The organism is Bradyrhizobium sp. LeoA1Lang (assembly GCF_055413685.1).
Genome location: NZ_JBVAPG010000029.1, coordinates 31,027 through 45,406, shown reverse-complemented (window position 1 = coordinate 45,406; position 14,380 = coordinate 31,027). Strand labels below are relative to the sequence as shown.

Here is a 14,380-nt window from a genome sequence, read left to right as displayed (position 1 = left end):
TGAGCTTGCAGTCGCGGGCAAGCAAATGAAGTCAATCACGGCTGCGATGTCTCACGCAGCGATTTCCGAACGCACTTGCATCTCGACTTTGCGCGGAGCGGGAACATCCCGATATTGGCCGCGTTGAGGGCCATCGGAATGCGTCAATGGAAGGCCGCTTATGAACAAAGCAACGCTGAACAGAACAATGCTGAACGGTTTCGCAACCGCATGCGTCCTGGGGCTCGCGCTCGGCATCGTCCCGGCCACGGCTCAGGAGGCCGGGCGAACGAAGGTCGGCACGCTCACCTGCAGCATATCGCCTGGGGTTGGAATGATCGTCGGGGGGCAGCGGCAACTGAGCTGCATCCTTACGTCGGCGAAGGGCAGGGCACGCGAGCCTTATGATGGCACCGTCAGCACGCTCGGAATCGACATTGGCGCCACGTCCGGCGGCCAACTGACATGGGCGGTTTTTGCGCCGACAACACTGCGCCGCGGCGCGTTGGCGGGAACCTATGTGGGTGCGACCGCCGGCGGCACAGTTGGCGCCGGCGTGGGCGCCAACGTCCTGGTCGGAGGCTCGGACCGCACGGTCACCTTGCAGCCGGTGTCCGTGCAGGCGCAGACCGGCCTGAACATTGCCGCGGGCGTCTCGAACATGGAGCTGCGGCCGGCCGCTGCGCCGCCTGCCCCGCGCAGGGCTCAGTGACTGGTATAGGCCCGGCTCATGGCTTCGTGCCGGCGTCCGTGTTCCGGAATGCCTTCTCTCCGGCATCGGACACTTCGACCCACTTCTTGTCGGGCGCGCCGTCGGCGACGTAGTTGTCGTGCCAGTTCCACCACTTGTAGGTGGGGGTCTGGGGATAGCCTTCGGGCGAGTCCTCCCAGACCTCCTGCCGGCCCAGCGGCGTGATGTCGAGGTAGTTCCAGGTGCCTCCCATCTGCTCGTCGCCGCGGTTGTTGATGAAGTAGGTGCGGAACACGCGGTCATCGTCGCGGTAGAACACGTTGGTGCCGTGCCACTCGTTCACGCCGAAGTCGGCGTCGAAGCTGTCCGTGATGGTGAACCATGGCATCTGCCATCCCATCCGCGCCTTCAGCCGCGTGATGTCCGCCTGCGGCGCGCGTGAGACAAAGACGAGGGTGGTGTCACGGGCGTTCAGGTGGGCGAGGTGGGCGACCTGGTCGGCCACCATGGAGCAGCCCCGGCAGGCGTGGTCGGGCCAGCCGAACACGCCTGGCTCGAAGAAGGCGCGATAGACGATGAGCTGACGCCGGCCGTCGAACAGGTCGAGCAGGCTGGCCTTGCCCGCGGGCCCCTGGAACGCATACGCCTTTTCCACGGCCATCCACGGCATGCGCCGGCGCTCGGCGGCGAGCGCGTCACGGGCGCGGGTCTGTGCTTTCTCCTTCGCGAGCAACTGCTGGCGGGCCGCTTCCCACTCCTGCGGCGATACGACCGGTGGTGCCTGCATGGCGGGCTGGCCGCCTTTCCGTCCGTACTCTGTCGATGTGTTCATGGCTCCTGAAACCTCCTGGATTTGGCCGAATTCGCGCGCCTCGTGGCGCGAGGCGCGTTTCCATTCGCCGCTCATGGCTCGTCGTTGGTCATGAGCCAGCTTGGCACCGGAGATCGAACGGTGGGAGTAACAAGTGTGGCGCTATTTGGTTCGAGCTGACAGCGGACGCACCATGGCTTGAGCGTTATTCAGCTCAGTTAATTGCGCTTCGGCCTGACGGTGTCCGCAGTACCCTGTATGAAGGCCTGGATTTTCACAACGTCCGCTTCCGTCAGCTTGCCGGTGAAATCAGGCATGCCTTTGTCGCGGAACGGGCCGTGGAAGACGATGTCCTTCAGATTGGCGATCTCTTCGGCGCGAACGTAGCCGAGATTTCTTATGTTGCCGCCGCGGTCGACACCAGGCACACCATGGCAGCCTGCACAGGCCGCGACATAGATGTCACCGCCTTCCTTCACATCCTTCGGATCGTACTTCACTCCCTGCAGGAGACCCTCGGTCTGATACTTCACGAACTCCGGCAGCTTCGCCTTGCCGCCCAGCGCAAATGTATAGACCGTTCCCGGGTTCTGGTACTCGGTCACTCGGTGAGCAATGCCGAAAACGCCGCCCCAGCCGACCGCAATCGAAACATACTGTGTGTTATCGATCATGTAAGTTGCGGCAGCCGCGACCACGCCGGTGCCGGTCGGAGTTTCCCACAGCTTGGTTCCCGTTGCTGCGTCATAGGCGACGAAGCGGCCATCCGCTGTCCCCTGGAAAACCAGGTTGCCCGCGGTGGTCAGCGTACCGCCGTTCCACGGCGACACGTGCTCGACTCGCCAGACTTCCCTTTGATGCACCGGATCCCAAGCGAGCAGTCGTCCAAATGCAGACGACTTCGGAGGCGTGCTGTTGAAAACGACGCCGACATTCCCACCCAATATGGAGCCAAGCTTTCCCGGCGTAGCTGCATTCTGCACAAATGACTTTTCCGGCGTCAGACTAAGCGGTAGGTGCTGCGCTGGAATGTAGACGAGGCCGGTCTGGGGATTGAACGACATTGGGTGCCAATTGTGAGCTCCGTCTGGCCCGGGAATGGAGTCGTATGGATCGTCACCGCGCGCAGCCGGTAGCTCGATGGGCCGCCCGTTGGCGTCGTATCCCGTCGCCCAATTCACATCGACGAAGTTCTTCGCCGAGATAAACTTGCCGTTGGTACGATCGACGACGAAGAAGAAACCATTCTTCGGCGCGTGCAAGATCACCTTACGCAGTACGCCGTCGATCACAATGTCAGCGAGGATCATCGGCTGGGTTGACGTGTAGTCCCAATTGTCGCCGGGCGTCTCCTGGTAATGCCAGATATATTGGCCTGTGTCGGCGTTGAGCGCGACAAGCGAGGCGAGGTAGAGATTGTCGCCGCCCGACGGACTACGGATTTTGCGATTCCAGGGACCGCCGTTTCCAGTGCCGACATAGACCATGTTCAGGTCGGGATCGAACGTGATCGTGTCCCACGGAGTGCCGCCGCCACCATTGAGCCAGTATTTGCCTGCCGGGTCCCACGTCTTGGCCGCGGCTTCCATCGAAGCGTCCTCAAACGGCTTCGATGGATCCCCGGGCACAGTGAACCAGCGCCAGAGTTGATTACCCGTCTCGGTGTCGTACGCCGTGACATAGCCGCGCGCACCGTACTCGGCGCCGCTTTGGCCGATCACGACTTTGCCGTTGAACGCGCGTGGAGCGCCCGTGATGGTGTAGGAGTGCTCGTGGTCGATCAGCGTGTCCTTTTCCCAGACCTTCGCGCCGGTCGCGGCATCGAGCGCGAACAGGCGCCCGTCATAGGCCCCCACGAATACCTTGCCCTTGTAAATGGCGACGCCACGGTTGACCACGTCGCAGCAGCCCCTATAGCCCTTTGACCGGTCGACACCTGGATCGAACGACCAGAGTTTTTTCCCGGTCCGCGCGTCAATGGCATGGACCACGCTCCAAGACGCTGACTGATACATGATGCCGTCGACTACGACGGGCGTTGCTTCGATGCCCCGCGACGATTCGAGATTGTAGCTCCAGACCAAGCCAAGGTTCTTCACGTTGTCGGTGTTGATCTGATCGAGCTTGCTGAACCGCGTTTCCGCGTAGTCCAGGCCGATGGTTGGCCAATCCTTGGATGTTGTCGCGTTTGCCTTGATAAAGTTGCTGTCGACCGCCGAGGTACTCGCCTTGATGCGGTCGAGCGTCGCGTTGGTGACGCTCTGCGCCGACGCGTTGAAAGGGAGGGAAAGACCAAGGAGAGCTGCAAGAACAACTTTTATGTTACTGGAGGAGCTCTGGATCTTGAACCGATATCCCGGCGTCGTCTCCAGCGATTCACTCTCTACGTTTGATAGCGCCATGTGTGGTCCCTGGCTTACGAGTGCTTGCGCGCTCACCGAGAAGCGATGCCCGCGCCCACGGCTTGCGTTGGTCGATAGGGCGCATTCAAACTGTCTCCCGCTACTGCACGATTTCAGTCTCCCAAAAAAGGTTGCAGTTGTAGGCGAGCGGCCAACACGTGGCGGAAGGGGACTTGGACCGCGCGGTCCGAAGCGGGCCAGTGGCAACCTATTGCCGGGGTGTTGGCTCAATGCCAAAGTTGCCGAATGCAAATACGAGACGCCTTGCCAGAGGACGCGATTGCCGGCTGTATCGTGTTGAAGTGGTCGATAGCGGAGCTTTGCGAAGCTGACCATCGAAATGACCCCTCCATCCTGGCGGGATGGTTGAGCAACAAGACCCGCGAGAACTTCTGCGCTTGGGTCAAGCAAGCCGACAATTCATTGCTGGTGGCCATCGAACATGGCGACATTCTCGCGGTCGGTTCAGTAACCGATGTGGGAAGGATCGCCTTAACTACGTATCGCCTGATGCACGGTTTCGGGGAGTTAGCCGCGCCCTGTTGCGCGCACTGGAGGCGCGAGCCGCTGAACGAGGCAACGATCGGTGCAAGTTGTCAGCACCGAGACCGCCCGCCGATTTTATCTGTCGAACGGCTATGTTGAAGACGGGCCCGCGGTCGCGGTGTTTGCCTGCGGCGCGCGTGAGACAAAGACGAGAGTGGTATCACGGGCGGTCAGATGGGCGAGGTGGGCAACCTGGTCGGCCACCATGGAGCAGCCCCGGCAGGCGTGGTCGGGCCAGCCGAACACGCCCTGCTCGAAGAAGGCGCGATAGACGATGCGCTGACGCCGGCCGCCGAACAGGTCGAGCAGAGTGGCCTTGCCCGCGGGCCCCTCGAACGCATACGCCTTTTCCACGGCCATCCACGGCATGCGCCGGCGCTCGGGCGGCGAGCGCGTCACGGGCGCGCGTCTGCGCCTTCTCCTTTACAAGCAACTGCTTGCGCGCCGCTTCCCACTCGTGCGGCAACACGACCGGTGGTATGTGCATGGCCGACTGGCCGCCTTTCCGTCCGCTTTCTGTCGATGTGTTCATGGCTCCTGAAACCTCCTGGATTTGGGCGAATTCGGGCGCCTCGTGGCGCGAGGCGCGTTTCCATTCGCCGCAGGCTTGGCAGCGGAAATCGAACGGTGAGAGTTACAAGTGTGGCGCTACTCGGTTCGAGTCGCTGATTGCAGCCGCCATGCGCGAGGCAGGCATTTCTGGCGTCAATTCGAATGTGGCTTAGGGCCCAGAAGCAGAAGTATCACTGACGCATTATTGGTGCGCTGCCATAAGGTGTTGGGTCGGCCTCACCAGCTCGCTTTGCTTGATGTGCCGCATGGCTTGATGCAGACTTTGCTGTCTCAAGACTTGCCTATATGAGGCAAATTCGCGACTGAAGGGCAGGCATTGCCTGCGAGGCTGACATATGAGCGCAGGGCTCGACATGTCCGCACCGCAAATGTTGCGTCATGGGCGCGACGTGTTGTTCGCGCTGTGCCTCATGGCAGGACTTGTTTTCGGTCAGGTCACGCCCGCCCTCGCGCTCGAACAGGTGTCGCTGCAACTGAAGTGGAAACATCAGTACCAGTTCGCCGGGTATTACGCCGCGGTCGAGCAGGGATTCTATCGCGACAATGGCCTCGATGTCTCGGTTCGCGAGGGCGGCCCTGGCATCGATGCGGGCCTCGAAGTGGCCAAAGGCGCTGCCGACTTCGGCGTGTGCACGACCAGCGTGCTCGTCAATAGCGCCGAACGCGCCAACAATGTCGTCCTCGCCGTGATCTTTCAGCACTCCGCGGCCATCATCCTGGTGCTGCACCGCGCCGGCATCCATGCAGTGTCCGAGTTGAAGGGCCACGCTTTGATGGATGCCCCCGGCAGCGATGATATCGCGGCGATGCTGAAGCACGAGGGGGTCGGCTACGCGGACCTGCCCCGCATCGCCCACTCCGGGAATCCGCGTGATCTGCTCAGCGGCAGGGCCGATGCGATGGTTGCCTACAGCACCAATGAGCCGTACCTGTTCGAAGAGTACGGCACGCCTTATATGGCCTTCTCGCCGCGCGCCTACGGGTTCGACTTTTACGGTGACAACCTCTGCACCTCAAGGCGCCAGATTGTAGAACATCCCGAGCGCGCAGCAGCGTTTCGCGCGGCAAGCTTGAAGGGGTGGGCCTATGCGCTCGCCCACAAGGAGGAGATCGCCGATCTGATACGACGCAAGTACTCCGCGCAAAAAAGTCAGAAGGCGCTCCTGTTCGAGGCAACACGGACCGAGCTGCTGATCGAGCCGCATCTCACGGCAATCGGTCATCAGAGTACCGCGCGCTGGAACGCCATCGCTCGCGCTTATGTCGATCTCGGCATGTTGAGTGAAGCGAAACTCGCGGACGGGCTGATCTATGCGTCTGACGATGAATCATGGCGATCGCAGATGCGAGATCCGAGACTGTGGGCCTTCCTTGCGGTGATCATTGCCATCCTGCTGGGCCGGATCCTTTATCGCCGGATTGCGCGCGCAATCGGTGCGCTGCGACTGAGCGCGGCAATGTCGGGATTGTTCGTCCTCCTCAGCATCCCCGCGCTGATATTCATCCTGGCCTACAACTACTGGCAAAACTCGGCCACGATCAATGCGACGCTGAACGACGTCGTGGCCAAGACCAGGCGGGCTAGCATGGATGACGCGCGAAGCCTGATCAATCCGGTCGCGGCCACGCTCGAGTTGCTCGCCTCCTTCGCCGCGGAGGATCCCGAGGCCTTCAAGAAGGAGGAGAGCCGCGAGTTGCTCTTCAAAGCGCTCACGTCGGCGCCGCAGATCGACGCGGTCTATGTCAGCTTGGAGGATGGCTATCATCGCGTTGTGACCCGGATCGACGATGACCGCCGGCGCTCCGATCCCAAGATACCAGCGACAGCGAACTGGCATTCCGCCTATATCGACAGCTTCTCCGGCTCACCGCGACGGGTCCGGCACCGCACGTTCTACGATACGTGGCCTCACGTCGTAGGGAATTATGACCTTCCGACAATCGAGGACATCAGGACCCTCGCGGGCTACCAAGCGGCGAAGGATAGCCGCGCACTGATCATCGAGGGGCCTCGGCCGAATCCAGACACCGGCTTTCCGGTCATCATTCTGAGAGTGCCTGTTGTCAAGGACGATGCGTTCGTCGGCTGTGCTTCCGCAAATATCACGCTCAACGTGCTGTCGCAGTTTCTCACCAGCCACCGCGCCAGCCCCCACAGCACCACTGTGATCGCCAATCCGACCGAGGGCACGATCATCGCCTATCCCGACCCGAAGAAAGGCGTGAGACTGGAGAACGACCGCCTGGAAATGGCCAGGCTGGATACGATTGACGACGGCAACGTACGTGAAGCCCATCGGCTACAGAGCGATACCAATCGCGACGACTTCCTCTTCCGCTCCCCGCAGGGCGGCGAAGAAATCAGCGCCTCATTTGCCCGCGTTCCTGGAAGTTTCGGCAAACCATGGGAGGTCATCACCCTGACGCCGACCGATGATTTCATCGGAACCCTCAAGCGAACGAACAAGCAGATGGTCGCCCTGATCGTTGCTCTCACCGGCATCGAGTTGCTGCTGATCTATTTCTTCTCCCGCAGATTGTCACGGCCGATCGAATGCGTGTCGCGGGACTTGCGGTCAGTCGAGGACCTGACGTTCTCATACGGGGTCGCGACGCCATCAAAGATCAAGGAGATCAAGGAACTCCAAGCCGCCGTCAAGTTGTTCGAGACGTCGCTGCGCTCCTTCTCTTCGTTCGTGCCGATGGGCATAGTCAGGAATCTGATCAAGACGGGAACCCCGCTGACGCTCGGTGTCGAACAGCGTTTCATGACGGTGCTTTTCACCGACTTGAAGGACTTTTCCACCCTGTCGGAGCAAATGGCGCCGAATGATCTACTCGCGCAACTTTCGCACTATTTTGAAGTCGTCTCGCAGGCGATAGCGGAGGAGTCCGGCACGGTCGATAAGTTCATCGGTGACGGCATCATGGCGTTCTGGGGCGCTCCGGTCCATCGCGACGACGATGTGTTGCGTGGCTGCTGCGGCGCGATGCGGGCGACGAGGCGAATGGAACAGCTCAATGCGGACTGGAGTAAGCAGGGGCGACCGTCATTGCATCTTCGGGTCGGGCTGCATTGCGCTGAGGTGCTCGTCGGCAATGTCGGTTCAAGCGAGCGGCTCAGCTACACGGTCATGGGAGATGGGGTGAACGTTGCCGCACGACTGGAGGGCATCAACAAGAATTTCGGGACCACGATCTGCATCAGCGACAGCGTGGTCGAGGCCGTCGGGCCGGAAATCGTGGCAAGGCCGATCAGAAAGGTTCAGGTCAAGGGTCGCAAGCGGGAGTTCATGATCTATGAGCTTCTGGGCATCAGGGCCAGCGACGATCCGGAGCTCAAGGCGCGGGACAATGCAACCAGACTGTGCGATTTGACATGGGAAGCCTCGTTACATTTCGAGCGAAGTGAATTCGATCAAGCCGCCCGCCGCTACGAAGATATCTTGACTGCCTTCCCCGATGATCCAGTTGCAAAGTCGCTGCTTGCAATGTGCTCGGCAAAGGCATCGGCTTAGCCCAGGCGCGCGTCCTAGTCCGGCACCGGCACGTCGAACGTGTTCAGCGTGACGGAGACCATGCAGTAGATGCCGACGAGATAGGACAGCTCGGCTGCACCGTGCTCGCCGAACTCCTGCAGGGCAGCGCGATAGGTCAATTCCGGCAGCACGCCACCGTTCACCAGCGCCGAGGCCATGTCATAGGCGACCGCCTCCTGCCGCGTCAGGTCGAGCGGGCGCTGGCCGGCGACGATGGTGGCGAGCTTCTCGTCGGAGAGGCCGCGCGCCTCGGCGACCAGCACGTGGGCATAGAGCTCATAGCCCGAGCGGAAATGCGATCCGGTGACGAGGATCGCGACCTCGCGCACCGGTGCCGGCAGCAGCGGGTTCGAGGCGACGGCCTTCACCAGATCCCACACCGGTTTGCCGAACCTCGGCTCGCGCAGCCAGGGATTCCAGGGGCCGAGCAGCGCGCCGTCGGCGCGCATGTTCACGAAGCCCTTGAAATGGCGTTCGATGCCCTTGCGCATGTCGTCATAGAGCGGCTTCTGCTCGTCGGTCAGCTCGGTCGGATCGAGGATGGGAAGGCGCACGGTAAAGCCCCTCTCTCTGATGAAAATCCAAAAGAAGATTTGAGCGTGGCCTGCGTGGCGGCACGAAGCAAGTGAAGTTGCCGTGACATGCGATCGGGCGAGATGCGGCCGATTCGGCTTCCAAATTTGTCGGCGATTTGCCTTAAGTCTGACCGCCGCGACGCGGCGTCAGTGTGAACCGCAAGCCGTCGCTGGCCAGGAAATAGAGCGGCCGCATGTTGTGCGGATCGAAAGCTGCCGCAGTGAGCGGACCGCCGAAGCAGGCTCCGGTGTCGAGATTGACGCGATTGCTGCGAAGATCCGGCCTGCTGGTGTCGGTCGGCGTGTGGCCATGGACCACGAACGCGCCGTGCCAATCCTCCGAGGACAGGAACGGTCCCCGGATCCAGAGCATGTCGCGCTCGGATTGCGCGTCGAGCGGGACGTCCGGGCGCACGCCGGCATGAACGAAGAACCGATCATGGTCGTGAAAAGAGAGGGGCAGCGCCTTGATCCAGGCGAGATGGTCCGGCGGGATATCGCAGGGATCGTCGACGCCGTAAGCCGCCAGCGTGGCCTCACCCCCGTTCGACCACCATTGAATCAGCTCGGTGTCCGAGCGGTCGCGCTTGGCCGCCATCGCAAGCATGTCGTCGTGATTTCCGCGCAGGCAGCGAAATCTGGACGGCGCGGCGGCCTGCTCGCGCATCAGATAGGCGATCACCTCCCGCGACGCCGGACCTCGGTCGACATAGTCGCCCAGCAGCACAAAGTCGTGGTCGGCATCTTCAGCGCATTTGCTGCAGAAGCGGATCAGCGATCTCAGCTCGTCGAAACACCCGTGGACGTCTCCAATCGCGAAGGTGAGACGCTTAGGCATGCTGAATCTCCATCAAACGTCTAATACATGGCACCACGGACCGGCACTCGCCATGCAAATATTTCTTGGGAATGTTCCATAACGTGTAGATTTCTTAGGGCCTCGAGCGAATGGCTTAAGTTCTACAGCCAAGCCCAACGTCGTAGACGGTCAAAACTCGAGCGGTGCATTGTCCACCACCTCCTTCATCACGAAGAATGTTCGCGTCTGCCGGACGCCCGGCAGCGCGATCAATTGCTCGCCGTGGATGCGGTTGAAATCTTCCATGTCGCCGACGCGGATCTTCAGGAAGTAGTCGAAGTCGCCGGCGACGAGGTGACAGTCGAGAACGAATTTGAGTTTCGCGATCGCCTGCTCGAAGGAAGCAAAGCTTTCAGGCGTGGAGCGGTCGAGCACGACGCCGACCATGACGAGCGCGCCCTTGTCCACCTTGCGCGGGGCGACAATCGCGCGGACTTCCCTCACGAAACCTTCCTCGAACAGGCGCTGGGTGCGGCGGTGACAGGTGGCGGGGCTGACGCCGGCCTTGTCAGCCAGTTCGGCGTTGCTCAACCGTCCGTTCTTCTGCAGCAATCGCAGGATCTTGAGGTCGATGCGATCGAGCCCGGCAGTCATGGAAGATTCTTTCATTATTGCGCATATTCGTGAGAGAACTGGGGCACTAGCGCAGGTTTGGCGTAATAGAGCATAAAGTGCCCAATCGAAATAGAGAGCACCTTTCGGCTAGCCGGTGCTAGGAATCCGCATCGAGACCATGCCATCAACGGGGACCACGATGCCGGAAAAATTCGCGCGCTATCCGCTCACCTTCGGGCCGACGCATATCGAGAAGCTGGAGCGGCTTTCGAAACATCTCGGCGGCAAGGTCGAGATCTTTGCCAAGCGCGAGGACTGCAATTCGGGGCTCGCCTTCGGCGGCAACAAATTGCGCAAACTCGAATACATCATCCCCGATGCGATCGCGTCGAACGCCGACACGCTGGTGTCGATCGGCGGCGTGCAGTCGAACCACACCCGCATGGTTGCGGCCGTCGCCGCCAAGATCGGCATGAAGTGCCGCCTGGTGCAGGAAAGCTGGGTGCCGCACGAGGATGCGGTCTATGACCGCGTCGGCAACATCCTGCTCAGCCGCGTGATGGGCGCCGATGTGCGCCTGGTCGACGACGGCTTTGACATTGGCATCCGCAAGAGCTGGGAGCAGGCGATCGAGGAGGTGAAGGCCAAGGGCGGCAAGCCCTATGCGATCCCGGCCGGCGCCTCCGTGCACAAATATGGCGGGCTCGGCTATGTCGGCTTCGCCGAGGAGGTGCGGGCGCAGGAGAAGGAGCTCGGCTTCAGCTTCGACTATATCGTGGTCTGCACCGTGACCGGCTCGACCCATGCCGGCATGCTGGTCGGCTTCGCCGCCGACGGCCGCGCGCGAAACGTGATCGGCATCGATGCCTCCTTCACGCCGGCGCAGACGAAGGCGCAGGTGCTTTCGATTGCGCGGAACACTGCCGATCTCGTCGAGCTCGGCCGTGATATCGTCGAAGACGATGTGGTGCTGCTCGAAGATTACGCCTATCCGGCTTACGGCGTGCCGTCGGAAGCGACCAAAGAGGCGATCCGGCTCTGCGCGCGGCTGGAAGGCATGATCACCGATCCCGTCTACGAGGGCAAATCCATGCAGGGCATGATCGACCTCGTGCAGAAGGGCTTCTTTCCGGCCGGCTCGAAAGTGCTCTACGCCCATCTCGGCGGCGCGCCGGCGATCAACGGTTATGCGTACACGTTCCGAAATGGGTGAGGTCACCGTAGCCCGGGTGGAGCCAACGGGTCGCGCGAATGCGCACCCGATGACAGGCTCCGCGCAACCCGGGGCACCGCATCCGCGGATGGTCTGTCCCGGATTGCGCTTCGCTTCATCCGGGCTACGGGGGTGACGCGACGGAGAGCCGTAGGGTGGGCAAAGCGAAGCGTGCCCACCATTTCGAGCGGAGTGTTGATGGTGGGCACGGCGCAAGTGCGCCTTTGCCCACCCTACGGCTCCTCACTTTGTGGTTGACGAGATTTTGCACTAAGAACAAAATGGGAACATTAAGCGTGGCTGCGCCGCCTGACAGTCGACGTTCGCGTGCAGCTTGCGGATGAGTTCCGAAGCTTCCTATGGTGGGGCCCTGGCTGGGGAGTGAAGTATGAGATTTGCGATCAGCGCGGTCGTCGCGGCCGCGTGCGTTGTTTTGTCCGTGACGTCGTCGCATGCGCGCGGGCCGTATGGCTCGATCACGATAGGCAACTGGCAGGGCGGCGCCTATACCGACGACAACAGCGGCAACTTCACTCATTGCGCCGCCGGTGCCTCCTACCAGAGCGGTATCTATTTTCTGGTCCTGATCGACGCCCGCGGCAATTGGCGCCTGGGATTTTCCCATCAGGGCTGGCGGTTGACGGCCGGCGAATCCTTTCCGATGACGCTGACCTTCGACGGCGAGCAGCCCTTCAACGTGTATGGGCGGCCGCTTGGGGCACAGCTCGTGGCGGTCGACATGCCGCTCAATTCGTCGCTGATCAATCAATTCCGCAAGGCGCGGACGATGAGCGCGCTCGCCGAGGGCCAGCTCTTCCAGTTCAACCTGAACCAGACCGCGCAGCTATTGCCCGCGCTGGTCACTTGCGTCGAAAGCGTCAGGAAGAACGGGCTCGCCAATGCCGGTGAGTTCGCGGTCGCACCGCCGAAGCAGGCCGCCGCACCGTCGACGGCTGCGCCGGCGCAGCCCAGTGGCGCGCCGCCGAAGCAGGCCAAGCCCGTCAACAAGACCGGCACCGGCTTTGTGGTCAGCGGCAACGGACACATCGTCACCAACAACCACGTCATCAGTGGCTGCGACGAGATCAACGGCAATCTCGGCGGTGAAGCGCCGATCAAGCTGCGGCTGGTCTCGAGCGACGAAACCAACGATCTGGCGCTGCTGCAGGCGCCCAGCCCGTTCAAGGAAGTCGCGACCATCCGGGAGTATTCGGTGCAAACCGGAGACGGCGTGATTGCGATCGGCTATCCGTATCACGGGCTGCTGACGTCGGATTTCACCGTCACCACCGGTATCGTCAGTTCGATGAGCGGCATGTTCAACGACACCCGCTTTCTGCAGATCAGCGCCGCGGTGCAGCCGGGAAACAGCGGCGGTCCGCTGCTCGACTTCACCGGCGCCCTGGTCGGCGTAGTCTCGGGCAAGCTCGACGCGATCAAGGTGGCGCAGGCAACCGGCAACATTCCCGAGAACATCAACTTCGCCATCAAGACCGGTGCCCTCAAGGATTTCCTCGACAACAGCGCGGTGGCGTATCGTGTCACCACACAACGTGACCCGAACAAGGAAACCGCCGAGATCGCGAAAGCCGCCCGCGGCTACACGCTCCTGATCTCCTGCACCGCGAGCGAGAGCGCGAGGGCGAAGAAGGCGGCTCGTTGACGCAGGCACGCCCGCCTATGGCGCGTCATGCCACGCGTCGCAGCGTGTGCAGCGTGATCTCCGGCGGGCAGTTGAGGCGAACCGGCAGCAGGCTGGTGCCGGCGCCGACCGAGGTGTAGCCGGCCATCTTGCCGTAACTCCAGGCGCCGGCGCCGAAGGCACGCGGCAGCCTTGCTTCCAGCTTGATCGCGATGCCGCCGGGCAGGCAGAGCTGGCCGCCATGGGTATGCCCGCTCAGCATCAGGTCGAAGCTTGCGGCCGCCGCCGCCCGGTACACTTCCGGCGTATGCGAAAGCAGGATCGAGAAGGCGTCGCCGGGAATCGGCGCGGCGGCCTTGCCGATGTCGTCGGCGCGATAGAAATGCGCATCGTCGACGCCGGCGAGATAGATCGCTTGATCGCCGCGCCGGATCACCTCGCACTCGTTGAACAGCATCCGGATTCCCATCGCTTCCAACGCCGGCGTCATTCGGATCGTGTCGTGATTGCCAAGGATGCCGTACACCGGCGGCTTCAGCGCCGCGATCACCGGCGCTAGATAGTCGAGGCTCTTGTCGAAGGGACCAAAGGTCTGGCCGCGATAGTCGCCGGTCAGGACGCAAATGTCGTAGGCGAGGTTTGCGACCATGCCGGGCAGCCGCCGCATGGCGCCGGCGCTCATGTCGGCGTGCAGGTCGCTGAGATGCAGCATGGTGAAACCGTCAAAGCTCTTGGGCAACACGGTCGAGGCAAGCTCGTTCCGCCTGAGGCACACGCGGTCTGCGTTCTGCCGCGCACGGCCGTATAGCCCCGCAATTTTCAGCGCCGTTGCGATGACGCCCGGCGCAAGCAACGAGTTCTCCAGGTTGAAGAACAGCGTGCCCTGGCCGAACAGTTGCGCCTCATGCTCGGTCTCGTCGTTGAGCCGCCGCCTGACGTGCTCGGCGCCGATCCGCTTGATCAAGTCCTGAAGGCCCAATTCGTGCATGGCTGTC

12 protein-coding genes and 1 pseudogene are annotated in these 14,380 nt (G+C 62.0%); 6 read left to right on the top strand and 7 right to left on the bottom strand.

Going from position 1 to position 14,380, the window contains the following annotated elements; genetic code table 11:
- Positions 1-160 precede the first annotated feature (160 nt).
- Positions 161-691 carry a DUF992 domain-containing protein gene (locus ACZYOF_RS12985; protein WP_463715988.1) on the top strand — a complete coding sequence of 177 codons (531 nt, stop codon included), beginning with the start codon at positions 161-163 and terminating at the stop codon, positions 689-691.
- Between the two features lie 16 nt (positions 692-707).
- Here the strand turns inward: ACZYOF_RS12985 and ACZYOF_RS12980 are convergent, their stop codons facing one another.
- On the bottom strand, positions 708-1,502 hold the full coding sequence (locus ACZYOF_RS12980) for a DUF899 domain-containing protein (protein WP_463716000.1): 795 nt from the start codon (positions 1,500-1,502) through the stop codon (positions 708-710).
- 197 nt (positions 1,503-1,699) lie between these two features.
- Positions 1,700-3,919 (bottom strand): PQQ-dependent dehydrogenase, methanol/ethanol family, encoded by a 2,220-nt coding sequence (locus ACZYOF_RS12975; RefSeq protein WP_463715987.1) that lies wholly within the window; start codon positions 3,917-3,919, stop codon positions 1,700-1,702.
- A gap of 228 nt (positions 3,920-4,147) precedes the next feature.
- On the opposite strand from ACZYOF_RS12975, the gene ACZYOF_RS12970 reads away from it, so the two are divergent.
- Complete coding sequence (locus ACZYOF_RS12970; RefSeq protein WP_463715986.1) at positions 4,148-4,528, top strand: hypothetical protein; 381 nt, start codon at positions 4,148-4,150, stop codon at positions 4,526-4,528.
- 15 nt (positions 4,529-4,543) lie between these two features.
- Here the strand turns inward: ACZYOF_RS12970 and ACZYOF_RS12965 are convergent.
- A pseudogene (locus ACZYOF_RS12965) lies at positions 4,544-4,961 on the bottom strand (DUF899 family protein); the annotation flags it as partial.
- Here ACZYOF_RS12965 and ACZYOF_RS12960 point away from each other — a divergent pair.
- Both ACZYOF_RS12960 and ACZYOF_RS12955 read left to right on the top strand, forming a co-directional pair.
- Entirely contained in the window at positions 4,915-5,154 is a 240-nt protein-coding gene (locus ACZYOF_RS12960; protein ID WP_463716002.1) for a hypothetical protein, read from the top strand. The pseudogene ACZYOF_RS12965 and the gene ACZYOF_RS12960 sit on opposite strands and share 47 nt — an antisense overlap.
- A gap of 201 nt (positions 5,155-5,355) precedes the next feature.
- The gene (locus ACZYOF_RS12955) at positions 5,356-8,520 is read left to right on the top strand and encodes an ABC transporter substrate-binding protein (protein WP_463715985.1); all 3,165 of its coding nucleotides are present in this window, start codon (positions 5,356-5,358) and stop codon (positions 8,518-8,520) included.
- A gap of 14 nt (positions 8,521-8,534) precedes the next feature.
- Here the strand turns inward: ACZYOF_RS12955 and ACZYOF_RS12950 are convergent, their stop codons facing one another.
- From ACZYOF_RS12950 to ACZYOF_RS12940, 3 genes are all read right to left on the bottom strand, one after another.
- A complete protein-coding gene (locus ACZYOF_RS12950) occupies positions 8,535-9,095 on the bottom strand; it encodes a carboxymuconolactone decarboxylase family protein (protein WP_282528156.1) in 561 nt (186 codons plus the stop codon).
- A gap of 142 nt (positions 9,096-9,237) precedes the next feature.
- A complete protein-coding gene (locus ACZYOF_RS12945) occupies positions 9,238-9,954 on the bottom strand; it encodes a metallophosphoesterase family protein (RefSeq protein WP_282528155.1) in 717 nt (238 codons plus the stop codon).
- Between the two features lie 150 nt (positions 9,955-10,104).
- Positions 10,105-10,569, bottom strand: a complete 465-nt coding sequence (locus tag ACZYOF_RS12940) for an Lrp/AsnC family transcriptional regulator (protein ID WP_130577428.1) — start codon at positions 10,567-10,569, stop codon at positions 10,105-10,107.
- Between the two features lie 160 nt (positions 10,570-10,729).
- Here ACZYOF_RS12940 and ACZYOF_RS12935 point away from each other — a divergent pair, with 160 nt between their 5' ends.
- Positions 10,730-11,743 (top strand): 1-aminocyclopropane-1-carboxylate deaminase, encoded by a 1,014-nt coding sequence (locus ACZYOF_RS12935; RefSeq protein WP_463715984.1) that lies wholly within the window; start codon positions 10,730-10,732, stop codon positions 11,741-11,743.
- Between the two features lie 388 nt (positions 11,744-12,131).
- Positions 12,132-13,406, top strand: coding sequence for a S1C family serine protease (locus ACZYOF_RS12930; protein WP_463715983.1), 1,275 nt, complete (start codon positions 12,132-12,134; stop codon positions 13,404-13,406).
- Between the two features lie 25 nt (positions 13,407-13,431).
- Here the strand turns inward: ACZYOF_RS12930 and ACZYOF_RS12925 are convergent, their stop codons facing one another.
- Entirely contained in the window at positions 13,432-14,373 is a 942-nt protein-coding gene (locus ACZYOF_RS12925; protein WP_463715982.1) for a metallophosphoesterase, read from the bottom strand.
- Between the last annotated feature and the right edge of the window lie 7 nt (positions 14,374-14,380).